Genomic DNA, 24,893 nt, shown 5'->3' on the forward strand with positions numbered 1-24,893 from the left:
CAGTTAAAACTACACAATTATAGGATACAGTCTTTTGAGTTTAATCCGAGCATCGCTGGTAGAAAACTGCCAATCAACTCCTTTTTGAGACTGGTTACGCCGCGTCTGCCAAGCGGCCAGTTCCGCATTCAGGGTCATTAAGTCGGGAATGCGCCTGCCGCCCAAACATTGCGCCGCCATTGCGGACAGCTCAATCTCCGCGATGTTCAGCCAGCTCCCGTGTTTCGGCGTGAAATGCATCTCAAGCCGTTGCGCCAAACGGAACGCCTCATCAGGCGGAAAGGTTTCATAAAGCGAGGAAACGGCATGCGTGTTCAGATTATCCATAACCAATACGATTTTGTTTTCTTGCGGATATTGTTCGTTAAGCAGCCATTGGACGCTATGCGCCCAATCTTTTTTAGTGCGCTGTGGAAAAGCCTGCGCGTAACGCCAGCCTGAAAGCGGTTCGGTAAATATAAATATGCTGCATGCCCCGCCCCTTATGTACTCATAGTCTTCCCGTAACGGGTTGCCATGCCCCATTTGCAGCGGTTCGCGCGTGTCGCCCAGCAATTGGTACGGTTTCTCGTCCATGCATACGACAGGCATGTTTTTATCATATTGGCGGGCGTAAACGGCCAAAACATCTTCCATAGCGGCTGCAAACTCCCCGTTGTATTCAGGCGGGATGCACCATTGCGTTTTCAGGTGAGGTTTAAGTTGCGTTTTTTTAAAAGGCGGCTTATGGTCATATGCGACATAGCGTCGCTGTAACGCAGTTCGACGCATTTGTCCGCCAACATCCGCAACGTCCATCTGGCGTAACCTTTGGGCGCTTTGCCGCATGCCAGCGCTATTATGCGCGCTTCCATTTCTCCTGTTATCTTCGGCGGCACCGGGGGCGTTTCCCTCTTTTTACGCCGCAAAAATCCCGATATGCTTGTTCTCGCCATAAAATCGCGCTTCGCGTCATTGACCGTACGCCGGTTCACGCCTATTCGTTTCGCTAACGCCTCTTGCCTCTCCGGCGTTCTGTCTGCTGACGTGTCCAGAGCAAGAATAATTTTGGCGCGGTTTACCAGCCTGACGCTGCGCACTCCTGTAGTGCTAAACCGCTCCAGTTCGGCCCGTTCCCTCGCGGTTAATCTTATTCGTTTTCGTTTTCCATCCATAAGCAGCATCTCCTCCCTTCTTAATAATACTACTTATGTAATTATTTGTGTGGTTTTAGTTGTTACAATATACTAGGATACCGCGAAAGAAGTCTGGCAAGACGAAGCTCGCAATGTTGAGCGTGAGCAAATCGCCCGCAACGCATTGGATGAAGGAGCTACTGTTGATTTTGTTCAGAAAATAACCGGTCTCAGTTTTGATACAGTAGAACGGCTAAGGAAATAATTCGCAAATACTTCCCCAAAAACTTCACACAAAGGAATGATAAAAAGAAAACAAGGGAAATATGATATAACCTGAAGAGGAGGTATCCTATTTTTTGCGTAAATAGATTTTCCATTTTTCCTTACTTCTTAAAAAATCAAATTTCCAGCAATTTTCTAGCTAGGCTTGTCATAAATTTTGTGTAAATTAGGAATAGAAAAAATAATAGGATTTTCATTTACACAAAAAACCAGATAGGCTCCCAAAGCCTCACACCAAGATCACAAAGGGAGGGGCTTTGTTCGTAATCCCATCGTGAAATACCGCGCATAGCCTTCGGACAAAACCCCCTGATCCCTCTTTCTTTCTACTACAAGCATATTTGTAGTAAATATCTTCGCTTTCTTGGTTCGCTCCTGTTCGTGTGGTTCGTGGTAAATTCTTCCCGATTTAAAGCCCAAAAAAAAGCCGTAGGCGGCTATCCCTGAAGCGCCTACGGCTTGTTTTATTGCGAGACGAATAACTATTTATAAATTATAAAAAGAATATCGCCTGCATTTACTGTCATACCAGTTTCAGTTTCAGTACCAGCTGTTGCAACTAAAGATAATGATACTTGATAAAAAGCTTCGCCGTCTTTATCAGTAAGATTTAAACGACAACCTTTGCCCTGTACTTCGCCATAAGCTCTCGCTGCACTTACATTGGATGCTACTTTATTTCCCCATTTTTCTTTATAAGCATCAAACTTTTCTGCATCACCATCTTTCCATGAAATAACCAACTCTTCACCTGAAGTACTAAGCTTATAACCATAATAGTCACAATCAGGAGAGGGAAACAAACTGTCAGTATAACCTATAGTATCTCTAAGAGCCGTCATTGCAGCAGCATCTACAGGTGCATACTTTACTTCTTCTGTATCTTCGGGGGGCGGACAGCCGAGGAAAACAAAACTCATGACTAGAACCAGTAAACTCGCAATAATTAAACCTTTCTTTTTCATAAATAACCTCCTAATTTGTATTTATAAAAAAACTTTATATAAAAGGCTGACAGCCTTTTTTCACAAAATAACCTCTCACTCCGGATTTTGGATAATTTTCTGCTCGGTATCTTTGTCGAAATAACGGGCTTTATCCATTCTGGGAGTGAATACCGCAGTGTCTCCTACCTTGAAAACGTGGTTAGGTTCGGTGCGGGCTACAAGCGGTTGCGTCGCGGTCGTAAGCCATAAGTGGATGTCGGCGCCTAACGGCTCAACTACCGTTACCTTTAGAGTCATGCTGTTGTTGCTTTCTTTTTCCACATAAAGCATATCTTCCGGGCGAATACCAAAAAATACTTCTTTTCCAATGTATTTTTTAAGATATTCAATATGAGACGGATCCGCTTTAATTTTAAATGTACCTTCGTCCAAAACGATGGAACTGCCTTCTTCTTTTACCTTTACATTAAGGAAGTTCATCGGGGGAGAGCCGATAAATCCAGCTACAAATTTGTTGTCAGGATAATTATAAAGGTGCAGAGGAGAACCAATCTGCTGGACTTTTCCATCTTTCATTACGACGATCTTGTTCGCCATCGTCATAGCTTCCACCTGGTCGTGGGTTACATAGATCATAGTCGCGTTCAGGCGCAGGTGCAGGTCGGAAAGTTCCGCCCTCATCTGTACGCGCAATTTCGCGTCAAGGTTGGAAAGAGGCTCGTCAAAGAGGAATACCTTGGGGTTACGGACAATGGCGCGTCCTACCGCGACACGCTGTCTCTGACCGCCTGAAAGAGCCTTGGGCTTGCGGTCAAGAAATTTTTCGATGTCAAGGGTAACTGCAGCTTCATGCACGCGCCTGTCAATTTCGGCTTTTGGAACTTTTTTGATTCTCAAGCCAAACGCCATGTTTTCATAGACTGACATATGTGGATAAAGGGCGTAATTCTGGAATACCATCGCGATATTCCTGTCTTTGGGCGGAACATCATTCATTTTTTCACTGTCAATAAGGAGATCCCCTTCGGTAATATCCTCAAGACCCGCAACCATACGGAGTGTGGTCGATTTACCGCACCCTGATGGTCCTACAAGAACGACAAATTCCTTGTCTTCAACCGTGATATTGGCGTTATCAACCGCACGAACGCCGCCATCATAAATCTTAGAGATGTTTCTCAACTCTACTTTTGCCATACGCTGGCCTCCCTTTATTGGGTTATTTTATTACAGGCGTTCAAAAAAATAACATTCTTATTGAACACCTGAAAACAATATATCTTCAAATTGTCGTTTTGTCAATGTAATTTGAAAAATTCTGCAAGGGAAAAAAGACGAATTTCGGGAGAAATTCTCATGTGTGTACTTTATTAAGTATCTCTGGATTGTCAGCGGCGTAATTTAAAACATCAGCCATGATGCCGGTATAACCTCTGCCAAGAGCCTTGTATTTTAAGAGGGCATCCGGCTTGATTCTAAGCGCGACTACCGGAGAAGGATTTCGATGTTTTTTCCGTAAATCCCGCGCCATAGCCGCAAATTCAGCGAGCGCATCCGGTTTGGAAGGCGGACATTCAGGATCGTAAACTTTAGGCACTTTTCGCGCTTCCCTGACCTGTTCTTTTGCCAGTTTCAGGATTTCCTTAGGTATTTTTTGTCCAACCTTTATTGTCGATTTGATAGTACCCATTGTAACTCCTCCTCTCATGTTTTTCCGCTTCCCGCGCCGATAAAATACGCGTAATATTTACATCCCCTTCTTCCTGTTCCGTATAAACTACAAAGAAGGTTCTTCCGACTCTACCTATAGTTTGCCATCGTTCTTCGCCTGATGTGTTATTTTCACTTCTGTCAAAACGCCATATTCGCAATGGATCAGAGAACACATACTGTGCAACCTCAAAGCCGATTTTATGCTTTTGTTTGTTCTCGGCGTTTTTTGCTTCATCCCAGACAATAATGCGTTCTTCCACTTAAATAATGTAATACATTTTCGTATCTATTGTCAAGATAATTTCATGACAATAAAACCTAAAAATAATATACTTTATCCATGAAAAGCCGCTACGGTGTCACACCATGGGGAGCGTGGTTCATTGACGTACTTGACAGTTACAAAATGGGGGAACGGCTCGACAGAGGCAGAAGGTACGCAAACGCCGGCAGGGTGCTTTCTCTGGAATTGATCGAGGGCAGGGCAAGCGCGAAAGTCGAAGGAAATTACAGCCCTTTCTACAAGGTTGAAATAAGTTTTCCGCCGCTTGCGGAAGCGGAACAGGTTTACAAGTTAATAGAAGACGACCCGCCTTTGCTTGCGGCAATTGCCGCCGGGGAACTGCCGCAAACTTTTTTGGAAAAACTTAAAAAAAAGGGCATTAACCTTATCCCCCGGCGCTGGAGCGAAATGCGGCGCTCCTGCTCGTGCCCTGATTACGGGGACCCCTGCAAACACATGGCGGCGCTGTACTACATCATCTCAAGAGAAATTGATTCCGACCCTCACGTGCTTTTCAAGTTGAGGGGCATGGATTTGGCGCGGCGGTTCGGAAATGCAGTTGTCCATAAAATCGCGCCGCCCTTTACAATAAAATTTGCCGAAAAGAAAAACGCTCAAGGCCGCCGCGCCGAGACCGAATCTTCCCCTCTTGAATTTGAAGAAATTCCCAATTGCGCGGAACTAATCAGTTCTTTGCTTCCCTCCTCTCCGCCATTCTGCGATATAGACTTTACGCAAGTCACTGCGGAATTTTACCACTACTGCGGCAGTTTCCACGGCTGGCAATCGGCGGAACAAGACGATAAAACATTGGCGGAAACGGAACACGATTTTTCCCGCTCTCATTGGACGGCGCTTTGCCCCGCGCCTGAACCGGGCGCGCAAATATTTTTGCAGGCGCAGGACATTGACGGCGGGAAAAAGCGCTTTAGTCTTCACGAAGCGTTTGACTATTTTGTGCAATTTTCCGCCGAAGACGGAACCGCGTCTTATGCTTTTCTTTTTTATCTTTTTAAATTCTTAAACCTTGTTTTATCAGCCGGAGCTTTCATTCCTTTTGTGCTGGCTGAAGATGAAACCTTAAAAATAGTTTGGCGTCCTTTTGAAACAGTTCCGCCCGTTTCCGCCATCTTAAAAGCAATCGCTTCCCGTGAATGTGGAATGTTCACTGTAAAGGCCGGCAGGAAAAAAGAGCAAGTTATAAGCGGACAAAGCGCGGTTGATCTTCTGTCTTGCGCATTTTTAAACGAATGGATTAGGCGGAAATTTCTGTCTTTTCGCGGCAATTTTAATAAACATGGATCTGATGAAGAATACCGCGAACTTTTGAATCTGTTTTTTCAGGGGTTTCGCATTGACGTTTCCGCTCCCGCTCAAAGGTCACTGCCAACCGCGATTGACCGCTGGCTGTCGGTGCTTCACATTGATTTCTCAGCTTGGCAATACGCCCTTACCATAAAAGAATATAGCGTAAAAAAAACAGGTGGCGGCGCGGACAGCAATACTCTTCAATTCGCCCTTTCCATGGACTTAATTGTCGAACAGGAAGACGGGACAAAAAAAATCCCAATCGGGCAATGCAAGGATTTGGAAGCGTTACGCGCTCCCGTCGCCCTTTCAAATTATCTTCCTGAGATAAAAGATCTAACGTCAATCAAAAAGTCAGGCGGCTCCAATGTGCGCCTGTCCGAAGAGAGGCTTGTCTCTTTTCTGGATTCCGCCGCAGGTCTTCTTGAGCGGCTGGGAATAAAAGTCAACCTTCCAAAAGCCCTCGCAAGAGAATTAAAACCGCGTTTGGTAATAAAGGGGAATCCTTCAGAAAAATCGCTTAAAACTTATCTTGATTTATCCACTTTGCAGGAATTTGAATGGCAAATAGCCATCGGCGATGAAGTGATGTCCATGAAGGAATTTGAAAAACTCGTCAAACAGAAACGCGCCCTTGTCCGTTTTAAAGACGGTTTTGTAAAAATGAATCCTGAAGAATTTTCACGTCTGCTTAAAAAATCAAAAGACGAGACTCCCGGCTTTAACGATTTTTTAAAAGCGCACTTTTCAGGAGACTCCGTTCTCGCCTTCGATGCGCGTGAAACAATCAACAATATTTTCCGCGAGCAAAATTTTTCAATTCCCGCCGCGCTTAAAGCGCAGTTAAGGCCGTACCAAAAACGCGGTTTTAACTGGATATGCTCTCTTTTATTTTCCGGTTTCGGCTGCATACTTGCCGACGACATGGGGCTTGGAAAAACCGTTCAGTCTATCGCCTCAATTCTGCGGCTTAAAGAAGAAGGGCTATTAAAAAACAAATGTCTTGTCGTAGCTCCCGCCGCCCTCCTTGCCAACTGGGAAAGGGAACTGAAGCGTTTTTCCCCCTCACTTCGCGTATCCCGCTATCACGGTAAGAGCAGAGTCATTGACAAAAAGCACGATATATTTCTAACCACTTATCAAACCGCCGTGCGTGACGCGGAAAAATTGAGGAACGAAGCCTTCTCCCTGCTAATTATTGACGAAGCCCACTTAATGAAAAACGCTGACACCCGCATTTCACGCACTATAAAACAGCTTCATTCCCAATACCGGCTCGCGCTTTCGGGAACTCCCGTAGAAAACCGGCTTGAAGACTTACGTTCCCTTTTTGACTTTATCCTGCCGGGTTATCTTGGAGACGCGGCGCAATTTAAAAAGCAATACCGCATACCTATTGAAGTTATGCGAAACCGGCAACAGGCGGAAAACTTAAAAAAGATCACCTCTCCTTTCCTTCTTAGGCGCGTTAAAACAGACAAAAAAATCATCAAAGACCTGCCTGAAAAAATTGTTACCAATGAATACGCCGTGCTTGAAAAGGAGCAAGCCGCCCTGTACGAGAGCGTTGTTTCAGAGTCAATAAAAAAATCGGAAAAAGCCGAAGCTCAGGAACGTTCCGCTTTGATTCTTTCTATGCTCACTGCCCTAAAGCAGATATGCGATCATCCGCGAGTGTTCGACAAAGAAAGCCCCGCCGTAGCGCAACTTTCCGGCAAGGCGCAGCTTCTTGTCACCCTGCTTGAAGAAATTCTCGCGAACCGCGAAAAAGTTTTAATTTTCAGCCAGTACGTGGAAACTCTTGATTGCCTGCGGTTGATTATTAAAAAAGAACTGGGCGAGGCGGCTCTTGTCTACCACGGCGGGCTTGGACAGAACACGTGCTTGAGCCTTGTAGATCAATTTCAAAATGACGTGGCTGCGCGGATAATGCTTGTCAGTTTAAGGGCGGGAGGGCTTGGCCTTAACCTGACTGCCGCAAGCCGCGTTATCCATTATGATCTGTGGTACAATCCCGCCGTTGAAAATCAGGCGACAGACCGCGCTTTCCGCATCGGACAGAAACGCAATGTCTTTGTCCACCGCTTTATAACCAAAAACAGTTTTGAGGAAAAAATAGACGCGATGATTTCCAGCAAGCAAGAGTTAGCTGACATGACCGTCAGTTCAGGAGAGTCCTGGCTCGCCCGGATGACGCATGATGAATTAAAAGCTCTGTTTGATCAGTGAGAAGTGAGAAGTGAAAAGAATTTTTGTTCGTTATCTGCGCGTGAACCAACACGCTACGCTTGCTAACAACAAACTCACTATTCATTGTTCACTGCTCATTGCTCACTATTCACTGCTTTTTACCTTCCGCGTTTTTTCCTAGCCGCGTCAAGATACTGCTTTACATTGGCGTCATTTGGATTAATTTTTAACGCCGCTTCATAATCGGCAATTGCCCTGTTTAAGTCGTTTTTGTTGTCTTCATATACAATACCGCGGTTTACATAGGCGGACGCATATTTTGGGTCAAGTTTTATCGCCTGCGCATAATCCGCAATTGCCTTATCGTAGTCCTGTTTGTTTCTGTACGCATTACCACGGTTGTTATAGGTAACCGCGTCATTGGATTTAAGCTGTATCGCCTGAGCATAGTCCGCGATTGCCTTATCGTTGTCCTGTTTGACGTAGTACGCATTTCCCCGATTGTAATAGGCGTCCGTATTATTGGGAGCAAGCTGTATCACTTGGGTATAGTCCGCTATTGCTTTATCATTGTCCTGTTTACTCCTGTACGCATTGCCACGGTTGTAATAGGAGGACGCGTCATTGGGATTAAGTTTTATCGCTTGGGAATAGTCCGCTATTGCCTTATCGTTGTCCTTTTTGCCGTAGTACGCAATGCCCCGGTTGTAATAGGCATCAGCGTAATTGGGGTCAAGCCGTATCGCCTCGTTATAATCCGTGATTGCCTTATCGAAGTCCTGTTTGTTTCTGTACGCTACGCCCCGGTTGTTAAAAGCTTCCGCGTTATTGGGGTTAAGTTGTATCGCCTGATTATAGTCCGCTATTGCCTTGTCACTGTCCTGTTTGCCGTAGTAGGCAAGACCACGGTCGTTATAAACAACCGTATTATCGGGATTAAGCCGTATCACTTCGTTATAATTCGCAATGGCATTGTCATAATCCTGTTTGCCATAATACGAAAGACCACGGTAAAAATACGCGTCTTCCAGATCGCTATTTATGGTAAGAGCGATGTTAAAAAACTCTATAGCGTCGTCAAACTTACCTTGGGCGTAGAGTTCCTTACCATGGTTTAACGCGTCAATGGCATCTTGAGGGTTAGCTCTTCTTTCCTCTTTGGCAACGTCATGCGTATCTTCAATAATCGCCTGCTCAACTTCCTTAGAATCCTCCTGAGGCTGGCTCGCTACAGGTTCCGGCTCCTTTGCCTTTGTAGTGACACATCCGAACAGCAAAACTGACAATAAAAACAACAAGTAAATTCTTTTCATACTTCACTCCTTATTAACAATACCTGTGAATATTATGGCATTTTTGGTAATAATTACAAGAGGGATGTTTTTGCTTTTTGGTAAAAAACATGATTATTCATCCCCGCACAAACCGCTAAAGTCCGTCTATTAACAAGCCGATACTTTAATCACCGGGAGGGAAAGCCTCTCAAATATCAGACGGTGTGCATAGGGTATTTACCCTGACGTCCAGGCACATCGTCTTTTTTTTTATCCCTAAATAATAGAATTTATTGTTTGAGCGGATACGCAAAGCCTAGCCGGAGGCTAGACGGCTGTGGCATTTATCGCACTGGCGGCCACCTAAAGGCGGACTTGCTTTTATTGGGGACTGCGGCATTTTTTGGTGCTCTCAGCGTGCGGCATTAATTAATTTACACCGCTTACGCGGTGCTTTTTTTGGGCTGTGCACGCTCTGGCGTGGCATGGTAGGCGATCCACACCGTGCGCCTCCGGCTAGGCTTTGCGTATCCGCCTAATCAATATTTTTAGTATTTAGGGATAAAACGGGTGTAGGTAAATAGGTTGAAAAAGTTATATTTTTCGGGTTGAAAAAGTTATATTTTTCGGGTTAGAAAAGTTATATTTTTCGGGTTAGAAAAGTTATATTTTTCGGGTTGAAAAGCTTACATTTTTCGGGTTGATATGTTATATTTAAAGGGGTTATTATGGACAACTATTTAAAACGGTTTGCAGATATTGAACTGCAAAACAGGTTGAAAGAATCAGGAGCTATTCTGATACAGGGGCCAAAAAGTTGCGGAAAAACAGAAACTGCCGTTCAGGCGGCGAAAAGCCTTGTACGCCTTGATACTGACATGGAAATCCGCTCTCAAATGGAATTAGACCCTAAATCTGTGCTGAAAGGGCCTGTTCCGCTTTTAATTGACGAATGGCAGGAATATCCTCAAATATGGAACTTTGTAAGACGCGAAGTTGACGACCGTAAAAAGAAAGGACAGTTTATCCTCACCGGATCGGCCAATCCCGAGGAACGGGCAAGACTGCACTCCGGAGCGGGGCGTTTTTCCATCATTAAAATGCGGCCAATGTCGCTGTTTGAAAAAAACTGGTCAAGCGGAGAGGTAAGCCTTGCCAAAATAATGAATGGCGGCGCGCCGTCATCTAAACAGGTTGAGTTTAGTTTGGAATCCCTTGCAGAAAAAATAATTATCGGCGGCTGGCCGGGAATTATCGGCGCGGGGAGCAAGGCCGCTTTGCGTTATGTGCAAGATTATATCGCGCTTATCGCGGAGGTTGACATTGACAGGTTCGGAGGGAAAAGGAGAGACCCGCAAAAACTTTTGCGCCTGATGCAGTCGCTTGCCAGAAATATTTCCACGGAAGCGTCGCTTTCTTCGCTGGCAAAAGATACTGCGGGAAATCAGGCGCAATTAAACAATGAAACAGTCGCCGAATACCTTGAAGCGCTTGAAAGGCTCATGGTGATTGAACCCCTTCCCGCATGGAGGGCGCATATCCGATCAAGCGACACGTTGCGAAAAGCGCCAAAGCGGCACTTTACCGATCCTTCTCTCGCTACGGGGATTCTTGGCATTTCGCCAAAAAAATTGGCTTCTGATTTAAACTACTTCGGCCTTTTGTTTGAATCCCTTGTTATCCGCGACTTGAGAATCTACGCCGGTTTGCATGATGGAAAAGTTTACCATTACCGCGATTCAAGGGACATGGAAGCAGACGCGATAATCGAGTATCCCGACGGAAAATGGGCGGCGTTTGAAGTTAAAATGGGATTTAGCGCCCAAGACGAAGCGGCAAAGAACCTGCTTGCCTTCGCGAAAAAAATCGATCAGGAAAAAATGGGGCCGCCAGCCGCGTTAACCGTAATTACAGCTAATGGCCTTGCCGCCCGCAGAAAAGACGGCGTTAACGTGGTGCCGCTTTCGGTTTTAACGGCTTAAATTTATTGAAAAGAGTTCTCGCTAAGAGGGAAACCAATTAGCAATTAGCAGTGAGCAATTAGCAATGAGCAATGTTGTTGTTCGTTATCTATGCGTGAGTTTCACGATAAGATAACGAACAAGGATTATTGTCCGAAGGCTATGCGTAGGTTCATTGCTAATTGCTCACTGCTCATTGCTAACTTTGTCTATAATTTTCCATAAACAGCCCTAACCGGCGCATTGCGTCTGTTAGGGTGTCTTTGTCGGGGAGGAAGACTACACGGAAATGATCTGGCTCTTTCCAGTTGAAGCCTGTCCCATGAACAAGGAGCAGGTGTTGGCTGTGCAGTAAGTCCAACATAAATTTTTCGTCGTTTGTTATATTGAAGCGTTTAATATCTACTTTTGGGAAACAATAAAGAGCGCCTTTGGGTTTTACTACGGAAAGACCGGGGATTTCATTGACAAGTTTAAAGGCTGTATCCCTCTGTTCGCGCAATCTGCCTCCGGGAAGAATAAGGTCTTTAATGCTTTGATAGCCGCCAAGAGCGGTTTGAATGCCGTATTGGGCTGGCATATTGGGGCATAGGCGCATATTCGCAAGCATATCAAGCCCATCGACATAATCGGCGGCGCACTTTTTATTGCCCGAAAGAACCATCCAACCGGCGCGGAAACCTGTCGCCCGCCACGACTTGCTTAATCCGTCAAAACTGACTGTTAAAATATCCGGCGCTATTGTGGAAAAGGGAACATGTGCCGCGTCTTCATAAGTGATACGGCTGTAGATTTCATCGGCATATACGATTAAGTCTTTTTCTCTGGCAATCTGGGCAATACCTTCTAATACAGAGCGATCATAAACCGCGCCTGTCGGGTTATTTGGATTAATCACTACAATCGCCTTGGTTTTTGGAGTAATTTTTGAACGAATGTCGTCTAAAACGGGATTCCAATCCGAAGCCTCGTCACAAAGATAGTGAACCGGCTTGCCGCCGGCAAGGGTAACAACTGCCGTCCATAGGGGATAATCGGGCATTGGGATTAACACCTCATCGCCTGAATCAAGGAGAGCCTGCATAGACATTGATATTAACTCGCTTACTCCGTTACCGATAAAAATATCATCGATTCCTACGTCCATTACTCCCTTGGATTGGAAATCCTGCATAACGGCTTTTCTGGCGGAAAAAAGCCCGCGTGATTCCCCATAGGGTTGGGCGTTTGGTAAATTTACAATAATATCATGGATAATTTCATCGGGCGCGTTTATGCCAAAAGCGGCAGGACTGCCTATATTGAGTTTTATAATTTTAAAACCTTCTTCTTCAAGCCGTTTCGCTTCTTTGGGAACTGGTCCGCGTATGTCATAACATACATTTTCCAGTTTTGAAGATTTTTCTATGTTTTTCATTTTACTTAATCCTTGCTAAAAAGCCATTTCCCGGCTTCATTGACGTACTTCCTTATTATGGCAATGTGAATTTCCGCTCCAACTTTATCCGCTTCTTTTTCCCAGTTTTCAACGGTTTTAACCGCTTTTATTACGCGTTGCCGGCTATTTTCCGCTATTTCATGGCATTTATCGGAGTTTAAAGAACGTTTTTCTATTGAATTATGCAAAAAATACGCTGAAAGCCCGGTAATTAAAATATTATCAGAAGAAACGGCTAATGATGAAAAATCCGGTTCGGCCTGATTAAAGTTTCCGCTCAAGAGTTGTGAAAAACTGCAGAACCAACGTACCCACTCTTTATCTTTCTTCTCGCATTTTCCCATGTGCGAGTTAAAAAATGCGGCTGCCTCGGCATGACTGCCGCTTAAAACCCTCGCCGCGCCAAAAATCAGGATGTTTTTATTAACAACAGACGGTTTAGCAAGAATAGCTTTGTTTTCCAATTTTAAAACTGATTGAAAATCCGATATTACCAGATAAGAACTTGCTAAAAGCCGAACATTTCGCCCTGAATACCTGTTTTTTACGTATATTTTATGTTCCAAATAATATGCCAAAGCAGGCCAATCCTCTCGTTCAAGAAGCGAAAAAAGCCGATAATTAATGAAGAAATATATACTCATGCAAGTAAGGAGTAAAGCCATGATAAGCAATAACGGTAAAGTGATGTATCTAAAATTTACCGCATATTCCGATCTAGCCGTTATTAACGGCAAAAGGGCAGTGACCAAAATGACAATAGAGATTATAATGGTAAATGCTATTATCAGGTATTTGAACTTCAATGAAAACGCTCCTACTAATGAATATATTAGAAAGATTGTACTGCGTCAACAATGTTGGGGTTCTAATTTAACCCGGGAGATAGAATGAATGAATGAATATGCAATAAAAGAAATAAAACCCAACTCTTTTTTCTCTAAACCAGTTTATCTTGATAAAGCGTTTATCCTTACCACGCCGGAAATGCCTTTTTCAGAAGAATTGACAAATTTGCTAAAAAAGTGGAATGTTAAGACCGTTTACAGCGAAGGAGATTCCAGCAAAGAATATGCCAACAAAACCGAAGAGCCGGCACCCGCTATCGCTACCGCTACTGCTACCGCTACCGTCCACGAAGAAGGGACAGTTCTTTCCCAGCAATCAGATTCAGACAAGTTGAAAAAGGCGGAAGATTTCTATACAAGTTTCCTTTTCTTCGTGGAAAATATGTTCGTTAAAGCGTCCGTATCCGATGACCTTGAAGAAAAAACCGTATCTGAAAAAATAAAGGAGATAATTGAATACATAAAAGAAGACCGCCGTTTCTTAATGAGGGTAATAAAAAATATCGAACCTGCGGAGGGAAAAAATTATCTTGCCACACATTCTGTACGCTCAACTATAATAGCGATAATAATCGGCACATACCTTAAACTGCCCGGCTACAGGCTGATAGAGCTTGGTGTTGCCGCCCTTATGCACGAGGCGGGAATGTTAAAATTACCGTCCAATATTTATTTAAGTCATAGAACCCTTAATCCTCAGGAACAAAAAGCCATTCTTACGCATCCTATTCTGGGTTACAGTATGCTTAAATCGCTTGATTTTTCGCTTCCCGTATGTTTGTCCGCACTTGAACATCATGAACGTGAGAATGGAACAGGCTATCCGCGAAAATTGTTAAGTGAAAAAATCAGTCTGTATTCAAAGATAATAGCCGTCGCCTGCTCTTACGAAGCGTTAAGCTCTAAGAGGCCGCACAAAGAAGCAAAAGACGGCTACACGGGAATGCTTGAACTTTTAAAGAACGAAGGCAAACAATATGATGACACGATTGTGCGGGCGCTTGTCCTGTCTTTGTCTATTTATCCAATCGGGCTTTATGTGCTTTTATCAAACGGAAAAAAAGGACAGGTTGTAGACGTAAACCCGGAAAACCCCCGTTTCCCGATTGTGCAGATTTTTGGAGAATTTACGCCCGATGGAAAAATAAAGCTGATGCAAACGGCCCCTAATGTTCTGACAATTGTGCGTCCGCTTAACCGCTCAGAGATCAACAACTAACATGACCACTTATCTGCCAATTTCAATATTAGTCACATTTTTACTAATCATAATAAGCGGAGTTTTTTCGTTATTTGATTCCGCATTAAACTTATGCAGAAAAACACGTCTTGAAAAAGAATCTTCAAACCGCTACAAGGCCGTTCTTAAAGCGCTTGAAAGTCCTAACAAATTATCGCTTTCCTGCCGCTTATGGGGCAATATACTCAAGGTTCTTGCCGCTTTTTCTTCCGTAATAATTATACTTTTTATACCTATTAGTTACCGCGATAAATCTTCTATTGCGCCATTTTACGTTTACGCCGCGTTATCTGCAATAATTTTAGGCATAATCATCACATTACTTGGCGACAGTCTTCCTAAATTGCTTTCCGCCACAAAACCGGAAAAAATAGCCGCTTTTCTTCTGCCTGCCATGAAAATTCTTTCCTTGCCAATGATGCCGTTTATTATTCCCGCGATGAAGTTTGCTTCATTTTTCAACTTAAAAGTCCGCCCTGAAATTGACGATAGCAATATTACCGAAGAAGAGCTTCAGGACGAATTGCGCAACACTCTTATAGAAGGCGAAAAATCCGGCATCGTTGAAAGCGGGGAACGCGGTATGGTAGAAGGCGTTTTCTATCTTGGCGACCGCCCTTTACGCGCTTTTATGACCCACCGCTCCGAGATTCAACTGCTTGACATTAACGCCCCTTATGATGAAATCCGCGAAAAGGCTATTGAGTACCGAAAACAGAAATGCTTCCCTGTTGTAAATGCCAGTCCCGACGAGATTGTCGGCGCGGTTTACACTGAAGACATAATCCTTGATTATCTTCGCAGCGCGCCTGTCGGGTTACGCGCAATAATGAAAAAAGCGCAGTTTGTTCCCGAAACCATGCCCGCCATTAAAGCGTTTGAATCTTTTAAACAGGGACAGTCAAATTTCCTGTTTGTCATGGATGAATACGGCGGATTAGCCGGCCTTATTTCCATCACGACGTTAGTTGAAGAAATTGTAGGTGAACTTTCCGCCCCCGCCGCCAAAGAACAGCCTCTTCTGCGCCAAGAAGACGGAAGTTTTCTTGCTGACGGCACTCTTAACATTGACGACGCGGCGAAAGAATTGGGCCTTACAGGTTTTGATGAAGAAAAAGATTTTCACACCCTTGCCGGCCTAATTCTTAACCTTGCCGGAGAACTCCCCCACGTCGGCGACAGCTTTAATTACCAAGGATATAAATTTAAAGTTATTGACAAAGATGGCAACAGGATAGATAAAATCTTAATTACTAAACTTAATACGTAAAGACCTCACACAAAGATCACAAAGGTACAAAGATCACAAAGAGGGATAAGGGGTTTTTGTCCGAAGATTAAGCTTGAGCTTCACTATAAGATTACAAACAAGAACCCAGATTCTTCTTCGTGATCTTCTCTTCCTTAGTGTTCTTTGTGTGAACCCTTGCGAATTAAATCTCAGGGACGCAGACTTTGCCCATATACAATTCTTTGGGATTTACCCTAATCTTCAACTTCTTTTCCAATGAAGAAAGAAGACGCATCTGTGTTTCATCGCCGATTGTTACCATTATGCCGCGCTTTCCGGCGCGTCCTGTTCTGCCGCAACGGTGTATGTACGCTTCACTGTCGGCGGGAACGTCAAGGGCGATGACATGGGTAATATCGGGAATATCTAAACCGCGAGCGGCTAAATCTGTGGAGACAAGCACGTCTACGCTCCCGCCTCTGAATAAATCGAGCGCCTCTTTGCGTTCCGCGCCGGAGAGGGGATTTTTCCCTATTTTCCCAAAAAGTCCTGCGGCTGGAACATGGTGGTATTGGAGGCGCGAAAGGACTAACGCGGCTTCATCGCCCTTGCTTGTGAACACCAGCGCTTTAATGCGGGATTTTTTTGTTTTAATGGCGGCTAACAGTGAGCGCAATGTTTGATCTTTTCGCCGCTTTTCGCTGAAAATAGCCCAGTGTTCAATTTTATCGCGCAGGATTTCATTGTCTTCGGATTCAATAAAAGAGACTCCCCTGCCCTCCCCTTCGCCCAAAAAAACGGTTTGTATTTTTTCCGTGTTTTTTTTATTTAGCGTTGCGGAGCAGGCGGCTAGAAGGATGTTATTTGCTTTAGCGAATTTGCGAATTAGCGAAAACAATTCCGTCGTGTCATTTATCATCTCATCGCTTATAAGACGGTCGGCTTCGTCAAAAATCAGCGAATACAAGTTATTCAATTTAAGGATTTTTTTTTGGGCAAGAAGAAGGAGCCTGTTTGGGTTTCCCACGACAATATCAGGTTTAGTCTTTTTGAAGTTTTCAATTTGACGGTCAAGACTGATGCTTCCAATCGCCAAGAAAGAGCGGATTGGCGAACCGTCTAAAAGGAAATCCAGCTCCGATGAAATCTGGGAACAAAGTTCCAAAGTAGGCGCTAAAATCAAAATTTGCGGTCCAAAGGTTGGTTTTTCTTTTTCCATTAAACAAGATAAAATCGGCAAAAGATAGGCAAAAGTCTTGCCCGTCCCGGTAGCCGATGTAAAAAAAACGCTTTCACCTGCGGAAAGACGGGGAATCACTTTACATTGAATATCAGTTGCTGTTTTTATGTTACGTTTTTCAAGACATTTAATAAAACACGGCGCAACGCCCAATTGCTCAAAATTCATCGTTTATTTTACCCAATATATTGATTTACTTCAATTGTAAAAACTGACATAATGGACTTGTATAAGGAGTATAATCATTTTATCTTTTTTATTGGGATTTATCTGCACTATAGGATTTTATCCCCTTTTTTATAAGATGAATAAACCGGAGTCCCGCCCGCAGTCTATCGCCCTTTTGGCGGCAGTCATTCTGAGCTATCCGTTTTATCTGTTATTTAATGATCTTTATTTTTACGGGAAAGTTGAATCTCCCTCATTTATTGATGCTACTCTTATTTTTATCGCTCTTTGTCTTCTTTCTTTTATTTTGTTGGGCAAAAACCGTTTAAAAGCGCTTATAGCCGCTTCTTTTATTTTCAGCATAATTAATTTGGCGCAATTTCCCATTATTTATTTTTTTGCCGTTTTTATTTACCCTGTAACTGATTTATCAGATTTTATGGAAGCGACATTGAAATTCCCGCAATTATATTACGGCTCGCTTTTTTTCAGCAGTACTATAATAACTGTTTGTTGTCTTCTCGCCGCGCGTTGGCTGCGCAACACAAAGTCAAAACCGCCTCTTAATCTTTATATTATTTTTAATTTACTGTTTATTTCTTTCACTTTAATAGTTCTCTCATGGTGGGAAGATTTTGCGCTGGTAATGTCGTCTTTTTTATTTTCTCTTTTTATGGGAATGCTTCTTATTGTAGTACTAATATTTTTATTTTACCTGTATACCCGCTTAACTGCGGATATTCTATCCGCCGATAATTTACCACCCGTTATACACATTACAGAAACCCAAATATCAACCGCTAAAAATGACAAATATACGCCTTTCATTCATCTTTTAAGCAAACGCGAATTAGAGGTAATAGAAGCGATACTTGCCGGTAATGTCAGTTATAAAGAGCTTTCAAACGCACTTAATATTTCAGTTAATACGGTAAAAACCCATTTAAAACATATTTATCAAACTACAGACGTTTCTAATATTGCGGGGCTTTCATCCCTTTTTTACGGTTATACATACAATCACCCATAAATCACCCGACAATCACCCAAAAGGGTGATTAAATTACGCGTCTTTTCTTCTATATTGTCTACAAATAAACAAGGAGGAGCGCATGAAAAGGAGATATGATTTACTTAATAATGTTTTAAGCGATATAGAAAAAGGCATCAGGGACGATATTAATTCGGATGTCATTGCCAAAAAACATACTCTCTCGGAAGGTCATTTGCAAAGACTGTTCAGATTAGCGTATAATCAGCCAATAGGACTTTACATTCGTTCTTTTAAATTAACGGCAAGTATTAATGATTTGCTTAATACCGATTTAAATATTCTGGATATTGCGCTTGATTATGGATTTAATTATGAGCAATCTTATATAAGAGCTTTCAAACGCCAATTCGGAATTACGCCTGGTAAACTTCGCAAAAATGGAAAATTTAAACCGGAAGGGATAAATGCTTGTTTTTTACAAAATAATTCCGATAATAATAAAAGTTTTTCATATAATAACGGGTAAAATAAAGGATTGTATAATGGTAAGGTAATTTTTACTTCGCGTACCTTAATATTTCTATATTCTTTCTTTAATTCTAATAACACCATCCAATATTTAAACCTATGCCCAAACCCCATGATATTTTTAAATCATTACTGCCAGACCCGCTTAAATTGTTGCGATTGTCAGTTATTATGAATGGAAAGCCAAAACCAATAATTGGTTCAAAGAAAAATCCTTCGCCAAATATAAATTTCCATCCTCCTTTGGCGCTTATTTTCATTGTATTAACAACCCAATCATTACTTTTATCGTTATTCCAAAAAAGACCGTATCCCAAACAAATATCCGCAAATAATTTCCCAAAAGACGTTTTAAATGGATACCAACGCCCATGAGCCTCGAACGCAAAATAATTCCAGTCATGATATGAATAACTGAAATGCCCCAATACTGAAAACATATTATGAATAGACCATTCATAACTTGCCCCAATACCAAAACCGCCCGTACTTAAATCCCATATCAAAGTCCCAAAATCAATTGAAACTGCGCTTTTTTGTATAGTTGATCCTGAATTTAAATTAAATTGTCCATTATTATTTTCCTTTGAAAATATTCCTACATTTGCAGTTATTGCCAAAACAATGATTAAAAAATATTTTTTCATACAAATATTATTCCTTTATTTTAATAGTTAGAAATAATGTTTATTTAAAAACAAACTTTGCAAATATTGAAAATCCGGTAATTGTTGTTTTAGTTTCAATAAAATAATCCAATAAAACCTCACCGCCAATCAAGAATGCCATTCCTGTCATTGATAAATCAAAATCGTATGCCGCTGAAAATATAACGCCAAAAGGATCAGTATTAAAAATTTTTACATCAGAATTATTTGTGTATAAAACTATTTTGCCAAATCTTAAATCTGTTCCAAACTGCAAATATTTCATAGAAGGTAACGGATAAAATCTTACGCCTAAACCAAATAAACAGGTATTTATTTGCATATAATCGGAATATTTATATAATTTGACGCTAAATCCAGGAAGAGTTCCAACAATGTAAATATTTTGTAATATAGCCCATCCAATATTAGCGTCTATAGACATGGCTATATTGTCAAGTACATTATCATCATTTATTTCAGTTAGATCATTAATTACCATACCAATGCCCGCGTCAATATATAAACCGCGATTTCTTTCATTTGTTTGCGAAAAAGCCGTATAACTAATAACCATAAAAATTACAATGACCATCAACAACTTAAATTTCATAAAGCCCCCTTATTAATAATTAATATCAATTAAAACGTTATTAAACAAACCATATTCACTTTTCATGTGATTTTTCCAAAATCGCCTGCTAGTGAGAATATATAAGAAAAGTCGTGAAATATAATCACCTTTTTGGGTGATTGTCGGGTGATTTTGGGGTGATTTAAAAAAATAATTTTAAATATATTTGCCAGCACGGGAGCGGTATTGTTTCTTTTAACTGTACAGAGAAAAAAAATGAAGGTAGTATTAGTAAACGGAAGCACAAACGCCAATGGAACCTGAAGCAAAAAGATTAAAATTCGGCGCGTGTATTGTCAGTTGCAGAAGAGCAGGTTCAACCGCCACATTCGATCAATTAATTAAATATTTTACTATTTCGCAAATGCCGGTCGTATCGTCTTGTTATTGGAACGGCATTCATGGATATACTCTAGAAGACGTATACGCCGATAAAGAAGGCGTGCGCACATTAACAATACTGGCAAACAATATGGCATATCTTATCAAATGCAAGCAACAAAGCAGTATTGAACTGCCGGAAGAACCGCCATTGGTCATGACAAATTTTATCCGCTGATCATGGAAAAATGATTAAAAATGTTAATTTTTCTTCCTGCCTTTTTATTAGAATATATTGATATATATTCAGGCTTAAAGTCCGATTAGTAAAAAGGGATATTTTATGAATAGAATTGAAACTGTTAAAAATCATTTCGAGGAAGAAGCGGAAGAATTTGACAAAACCATATTAAAATTAATTCCCCATTATAACGAAATGATTGAAGCGTTAGTTCTGGCAATTCCATTTGAAAAAAACAAACAAATTAATGATATTGACTTAGGTTGTGGTACGGGAACAATCGCCCATGAAGTAAAAACCGCTTTCCCTAATGCTCATATCTCATGCTTGGATATTGCGGAAAATATGATAAAAATGTCTCAAATAAAATTAGGTGAAAATATTAATTATTATGTAAATGATTTTTATAAATTCAATTTTGATAAAAAATACGATGTTGTAATATCCTCTTTGGCGTTGCATCATTTGGCAAATGATGAAGACAAGAAAATGTTCTATAGAAAAATATATGACGCATTAACCGACAATGGCGTTTTTTATAATGCCGACTTGGTATTGGCTTCAAACAGCCATTTACAGGATTTGTATATGGCAAAGTGGAAATCATTCATGGAGAAAAATGTCCCTTTAGATGAAATTGAAAATAAATGGATCGAAAAATATAAAGCGGAAGACAGACCAACCAGTTTAATGAATCATATTAATTGGTTAAAAGAGATAGGATATAAGAACATAGACATTGTGTGGAAATATTATAATTATTGCGTTTATGGCGGTTATAAATAATTAATATTGACATATTCAACAGAATTTACGGACATCAGGGGGACGCAATTAATTCAAGTTAAAGAGAAAGGCAAGGTTGTATGTCCATTTGTGCAGAATGGACATCATTATTTTATTGGCGTTTCCGTCGATACGGCAAATAATGAAAATTCTCCAAATTGGACAAATGTTGAAATAACCGCTAATGTCCAATATGATTCCCAAAAATACAGATATGCCGTTACCATAAAAGTAGATAATAATGGCTCAATTGGATATCACGAAGGGGCAAATAATAAATTGACATGGGAATTTATGCCAAAAATGATTGAAGATTTTAAAAGGGATAACATAGAGATAAGCGGCAATTTACCCGCCTATGTTACCGCTTATTGTAATATCAATTTTGACGATTTATTGTGGATTGTAGGCGTTGTAACCAGTAAGGAATTTATGGTTTCTTTATAAATAATTTTATATAAATCAGGGAGCGCAACCAATTAATGATTGGACGGTACCGTATCAGCGGCGATAAACTCGCAACTTTGGCCGGAGAAAAAAAGTAAAAATAAATTCAAAAATAGTATGATAAAAATGATTAAAAATGTTCATTATTAATAAGCCTAAAATGTTATTCTTTGATATATTTGGGTAATAATCATAAAAAAGGAGAATTTAATGTGCACTTGTTTTATAAATAGAGGAAATGATTTAATAATGGCGATGAATTTCGATAACAATGGTATGTCATTCGAATTAAACTCAAATAAAAAAGCATTTATTGTAGATATTAATACAAGTGCCGGGAAACAGCCATCATTTGGAATAAGTGCAGAAAAAACATTTGTAAATAATTTGTGTGTGGATTCAAATGGGAAAGGATTATATAAAAGAATGAATAAAACACGCACATTGAATATTTATTTAGTTAAAGATTTACTTGAAGGAAAAATTAAAATAAATGATCTGGATAATTATCTGGAAAATATGGAAATTGTAAATGCCCCCAATCTTTGTACTCATAATTTTATTGCGGATAAAAACGGAAATGTTTGGATAATTGAACCCGGGAGGGGAAATATTAAAAATAAAACGAATGAATCGCCATATTATATAATGACGAATTTCTCGCTTGTTGATTTTAACGCAGGTAAGAAATATAATGATAATGGCTTTGACAGATATATGAAAGTTAAGAAATATTTGGATAAGAATAAGAATATATCTGTAAATAGTGCATTTGATATTCTTGAAAAAGTAAAACAAACAGGAGAATGGAATACAGATTTATCATTTGTTTATTCAAAAAATGATAATAAGGTTTATTATTGTTATAATTCTGATTTTAAAAACATATTGGGATGTAAATTATGATCGATATAAAACATTATACAAAATTATTCTTCAATGAGGAAACAGGCAAGGAAAGATATGGGTTAATTCGAAAAGAAGCGGAAAATTTCTGTAAAAATAACTCCATTGAAAATTGTTGGGATGTTGCAATGGAATGTTATAATTGTGAATTATATTACATTCAAGCGTTTGGTGTTTATATTATGGGAGTTATCGCACACAAACAAAAGAAAGTATATAATTTTTTGAAAAACAAAGTAAGTATAAACCCCTCATGGCAAGTTCAAGAATTCTTGGCAATGGCATTTGATAATTATTGTAAAAACATAGGTTATGAAAAATCATTGGAAACAATTTACGAGTGGTTGAATAGTAAAAATAAAAATAACAGACGGGCCGTTACTGAAGGGTTAAGAATATGGACAAATAGACCATATTTTAAGGATAATCCCAAAGATGCAATAAAAATATTATCGGAGCATAAAACAGATGAAAGTGAATATGTAAGAAAATCAGTTGGAAACGCATTAAGGGATATAAGTAAAAAATATCCCGAATTAATAAAAAGCGAATTAAAGAAATGGAAATTGGATATAAAAGAAATAAATCAAGTATATAAATTGGCAAGTAAATTTGTTCAATAATTTGAAATTAATATTTTATATAATAAGGATAGACTATGTTAATAAAAGAGATTATAATATAAACTTAATGCCAATTTCAACGGTTGTTGAAGGGTATTATGAGAGTCGGCAAAAAATTATGCCGGGAAGCTCACAGATATTAAACGGAGCTGTCCAATAAGTTTGAATTCTACCACGAACCACACGAACAACAACAAGATATGTGCAAAAAGTTCGTGATTTTCGTGTGGTTCGTGGTAAAAATTTTCTTTTTGGACAACCCCCAGTAATCTTGAGAAATATTTAGGAGGCGAATGATGTTGTTAATTATTGGTTTTTTATTCATGGTTTTTATTTTTACTATTGTGGGCATATTATCAGGTGCTGCCGCAATATTTATCGATCTGCCGTCAGCTTTACTAATTATTGTTCCTTTGATTTTTTTCTTTTTAATATCAAAAAGCGGAAAAATTTTGGGTGAATATATCAAATCAAGTTTCAAAAAGGAACATATTTACACGGAAGCTGAACTTTCATCTCTTTCTACGGCGTTAAAAAACACAATAAAATTTATCTTCACATTAGGCGGGTTTGGTTTTATGACAGGACTAATTGCCAGCCTTGCCTTCTTGGAAACATCTGATAAATTAGGTCCTAATATTGCAATCGCTCTAATAACGGTTTTATATCCGATTGCTATAAGTTGTTTTGTTTTTTTCCCTGTTAAGGCATGGGCAGAGAATAAAATTAATATGCTTAGACAAAACGGCGAACGTTCAAATGTCATATAACGTTGGTAACAGTATGCCGCCCTTTTCGGGTGGCTTTTACTGCCGAAGTTTTATACTTATTAAAATATTAATACTATGACTATGCGCATTGTTTGTTTCAATGGCATTTTCTTGTTGTAACAGAGAAAAAAAAGTAAATGTTGTTTCAGAAAATGTTTCCCAAAATAATTATTTACACATACAAACAGTACATTCTTCTGAAGTGATTGGAAAGCAAATTTTTGATAATCTGAAAACACTGAATTCAAGCGTTTTATTTGATAATGTTAAAGACGGAGATAGTCTGCACTCAAGCTGTTACATGGAAGAAGAAGAAAGGCTTTATCTGGATATGAAATGGAAAGCCCCACAATACGGTTTGTTTGATTGGAATAATATTGAATTTTTAGATTATCATTATAATGATTTTCAAATAAAAGAAAGAAAATATATTAATGGCTGTCTCATTGTAAAAATAAAATCAAAAATGCAACATTTTGTTGTCTGTCTTTTACGGAACACTAGGCCTACGCTCTCTGCAATGTTTTGCTCCAGCAAATATTTTTGCGCCTGTGAAAATGCTTCGCTATTTTCCCCACTAGTATCTTGTAACAGTTAAAACTTTACAAGAAGACTTAACGCAGAGGCGCAAAAAACCTATGGAATTAGCGTAACGGCGAAGGTTCACCTATTGATGAACAAATTCCAAACGCCCGGCGCCGAGCAGATATCTCAAGATGAATAAACCGCCATTAAAATCCTTAATTTTTAACGCT

25 protein-coding genes are annotated in these 24,893 nt (G+C 40.2%); 13 read left to right on the plus strand and 12 right to left on the minus strand.

Going from position 1 to position 24,893, the window contains the following annotated elements; translation table 11 throughout:
• Positions 1-9: 9 nt before the first annotated feature.
• The 6 genes from ACYVRH_RS00245 to ACYVRH_RS00270 all read right to left on the minus strand — a co-directional run bounded on the left by ACYVRH_RS00245 (position 10) and on the right by ACYVRH_RS00270 (position 4,320).
• On the minus strand, positions 10-798 hold the full coding sequence (locus tag ACYVRH_RS00245; RefSeq protein WP_461254922.1) for an IS630 family transposase: 789 nt from the start codon (positions 796-798) through the stop codon (positions 10-12).
• Positions 687-1,154, minus strand: a complete 468-nt coding sequence (locus tag ACYVRH_RS00250; RefSeq protein WP_461254923.1) for a helix-turn-helix domain-containing protein — start codon at positions 1,152-1,154, stop codon at positions 687-689. Before ACYVRH_RS00250 ends, ACYVRH_RS00245 begins: the two co-directional genes overlap by 112 nt.
• Positions 1,155-1,882: 728 nt before the next feature.
• Positions 1,883-2,365, minus strand: a complete 483-nt coding sequence (locus tag ACYVRH_RS00255; protein ID WP_461254924.1) for a hypothetical protein — start codon at positions 2,363-2,365, stop codon at positions 1,883-1,885.
• A gap of 75 nt (positions 2,366-2,440) precedes the next feature.
• Positions 2,441-3,544 (minus strand): ABC transporter ATP-binding protein, encoded by a 1,104-nt coding sequence (locus ACYVRH_RS00260; RefSeq protein WP_461254925.1) that lies wholly within the window; start codon positions 3,542-3,544, stop codon positions 2,441-2,443.
• A gap of 157 nt (positions 3,545-3,701) precedes the next feature.
• Positions 3,702-4,037: a BrnA antitoxin family protein gene (locus ACYVRH_RS00265; protein WP_461254926.1), complete on the minus strand. Its 336-nt coding sequence runs from the start codon at positions 4,035-4,037 to the stop codon at positions 3,702-3,704.
• Complete coding sequence (locus tag ACYVRH_RS00270) at positions 3,991-4,320, minus strand: BrnT family toxin (protein WP_461254927.1); 330 nt, start codon at positions 4,318-4,320, stop codon at positions 3,991-3,993. Before ACYVRH_RS00270 ends, ACYVRH_RS00265 begins: the two co-directional genes overlap by 47 nt.
• 80 nt (positions 4,321-4,400) lie before the next feature.
• On the opposite strand from ACYVRH_RS00270, the gene ACYVRH_RS00275 reads away from it, so the two are divergent.
• Complete coding sequence (locus ACYVRH_RS00275; protein WP_461254928.1) at positions 4,401-7,880, plus strand: SNF2-related protein; 3,480 nt, start codon at positions 4,401-4,403, stop codon at positions 7,878-7,880.
• Positions 7,881-7,999: 119 nt separating this feature from the next.
• Here the strand turns inward: ACYVRH_RS00275 and ACYVRH_RS00280 are convergent, their stop codons facing one another.
• Positions 8,000-9,154, minus strand: a complete 1,155-nt coding sequence (locus ACYVRH_RS00280; protein WP_461254929.1) for a tetratricopeptide repeat protein — start codon at positions 9,152-9,154, stop codon at positions 8,000-8,002.
• A 689-nt stretch (positions 9,155-9,843) separates the two neighbouring features.
• Between ACYVRH_RS00280 and ACYVRH_RS00285 the strand changes: the two genes are divergently transcribed.
• Positions 9,844-11,097, plus strand: a complete 1,254-nt coding sequence (locus ACYVRH_RS00285) for an ATP-binding protein (protein ID WP_461254930.1) — start codon at positions 9,844-9,846, stop codon at positions 11,095-11,097.
• Positions 11,098-11,275: 178 nt separating this feature from the next.
• On the opposite strand, the gene ACYVRH_RS00290 is transcribed toward ACYVRH_RS00285, so the two are convergent.
• Positions 11,276-12,493: a pyridoxal phosphate-dependent aminotransferase gene (locus tag ACYVRH_RS00290; RefSeq protein ID WP_461254931.1), complete on the minus strand. Its 1,218-nt coding sequence runs from the start codon at positions 12,491-12,493 to the stop codon at positions 11,276-11,278.
• Between the two features lie 5 nt (positions 12,494-12,498).
• Positions 12,499-13,320 (minus strand): hypothetical protein, encoded by an 822-nt coding sequence (locus ACYVRH_RS00295; RefSeq protein ID WP_461254932.1) that lies wholly within the window; start codon positions 13,318-13,320, stop codon positions 12,499-12,501.
• Positions 13,321-13,408: 88 nt separating this feature from the next.
• On the opposite strand from ACYVRH_RS00295, the gene ACYVRH_RS00300 reads away from it, so the two are divergent.
• Positions 13,409-14,581 (plus strand): HD-GYP domain-containing protein, encoded by a 1,173-nt coding sequence (locus ACYVRH_RS00300; RefSeq protein ID WP_461254933.1) that lies wholly within the window; start codon positions 13,409-13,411, stop codon positions 14,579-14,581.
• Between the two features lies 1 nt (position 14,582).
• Entirely contained in the window at positions 14,583-15,872 is a 1,290-nt protein-coding gene (locus ACYVRH_RS00305) for a hemolysin family protein (RefSeq protein ID WP_461254934.1), read from the plus strand.
• Positions 15,873-16,035: 163 nt separating this feature from the next.
• On the opposite strand, the gene ACYVRH_RS00310 is transcribed toward ACYVRH_RS00305, so the two are convergent.
• Positions 16,036-17,241 carry a DEAD/DEAH box helicase gene (locus ACYVRH_RS00310; protein ID WP_461254935.1) on the minus strand — a complete coding sequence of 402 codons (1,206 nt, stop codon included), beginning with the start codon at positions 17,239-17,241 and terminating at the stop codon, positions 16,036-16,038.
• A gap of 136 nt (positions 17,242-17,377) precedes the next feature.
• Here ACYVRH_RS00310 and ACYVRH_RS00315 point away from each other — a divergent pair, with 136 nt between their 5' ends.
• On the plus strand, positions 17,378-18,271 hold the full coding sequence (locus ACYVRH_RS00315) for a response regulator transcription factor (RefSeq protein WP_461254936.1): 894 nt from the start codon (positions 17,378-17,380) through the stop codon (positions 18,269-18,271).
• 82 nt (positions 18,272-18,353) lie between these two features.
• The gene (locus ACYVRH_RS00320; protein WP_461254937.1) at positions 18,354-18,761 is read left to right on the plus strand and encodes a helix-turn-helix domain-containing protein; all 408 of its coding nucleotides are present in this window, start codon (positions 18,354-18,356) and stop codon (positions 18,759-18,761) included.
• 73 nt (positions 18,762-18,834) lie between these two features.
• Here ACYVRH_RS00320 and ACYVRH_RS00325 read toward each other — a convergent pair whose 3' ends face one another.
• Together ACYVRH_RS00325 and ACYVRH_RS00330 are read right to left on the minus strand one after the other, a co-directional pair.
• Complete coding sequence (locus ACYVRH_RS00325) at positions 18,835-19,410, minus strand: hypothetical protein (RefSeq protein ID WP_461254938.1); 576 nt, start codon at positions 19,408-19,410, stop codon at positions 18,835-18,837.
• A gap of 40 nt (positions 19,411-19,450) precedes the next feature.
• Positions 19,451-20,023, minus strand: coding sequence for a hypothetical protein (locus tag ACYVRH_RS00330; protein ID WP_461254939.1), 573 nt, complete (start codon positions 20,021-20,023; stop codon positions 19,451-19,453).
• A 274-nt stretch (positions 20,024-20,297) separates the two neighbouring features.
• Here ACYVRH_RS00330 and ACYVRH_RS00335 point away from each other — a divergent pair, with 274 nt between their 5' ends.
• The 7 genes from ACYVRH_RS00335 (at position 20,298) to ACYVRH_RS00365 (ending at position 24,736) form a co-directional block, all read left to right on the plus strand.
• A complete protein-coding gene (locus tag ACYVRH_RS00335) occupies positions 20,298-20,603 on the plus strand; it encodes a hypothetical protein (RefSeq protein WP_461254940.1) in 306 nt (101 codons plus the stop codon).
• 105 nt (positions 20,604-20,708) lie between these two features.
• On the plus strand, positions 20,709-21,392 hold the full coding sequence (locus ACYVRH_RS00340; protein WP_461254941.1) for a class I SAM-dependent methyltransferase: 684 nt from the start codon (positions 20,709-20,711) through the stop codon (positions 21,390-21,392).
• A gap of 6 nt (positions 21,393-21,398) precedes the next feature.
• Positions 21,399-21,839, plus strand: a complete 441-nt coding sequence (locus ACYVRH_RS00345) for a hypothetical protein (protein ID WP_461254942.1) — start codon at positions 21,399-21,401, stop codon at positions 21,837-21,839.
• Between the two features lie 210 nt (positions 21,840-22,049).
• Entirely contained in the window at positions 22,050-22,745 is a 696-nt protein-coding gene (locus ACYVRH_RS00350; protein WP_461254943.1) for a hypothetical protein, read from the plus strand.
• Positions 22,742-23,368 (plus strand): DNA alkylation repair protein, encoded by a 627-nt coding sequence (locus ACYVRH_RS00355; protein ID WP_461254944.1) that lies wholly within the window; start codon positions 22,742-22,744, stop codon positions 23,366-23,368. The genes ACYVRH_RS00350 and ACYVRH_RS00355 overlap by 4 nt, the downstream gene beginning before the upstream one ends.
• Before the next feature lie 323 nt (positions 23,369-23,691).
• Entirely contained in the window at positions 23,692-24,138 is a 447-nt protein-coding gene (locus tag ACYVRH_RS00360; protein WP_461254945.1) for a MotA/TolQ/ExbB proton channel family protein, read from the plus strand.
• 100 nt (positions 24,139-24,238) lie between these two features.
• Positions 24,239-24,736, plus strand: a complete 498-nt coding sequence (locus tag ACYVRH_RS00365; protein ID WP_461254946.1) for a hypothetical protein — start codon at positions 24,239-24,241, stop codon at positions 24,734-24,736.
• The last annotated feature ends 157 nt before the right edge of the window (positions 24,737-24,893 follow it).

This window comes from Treponema sp. R80B11-R83G3, assembly GCF_054786115.1.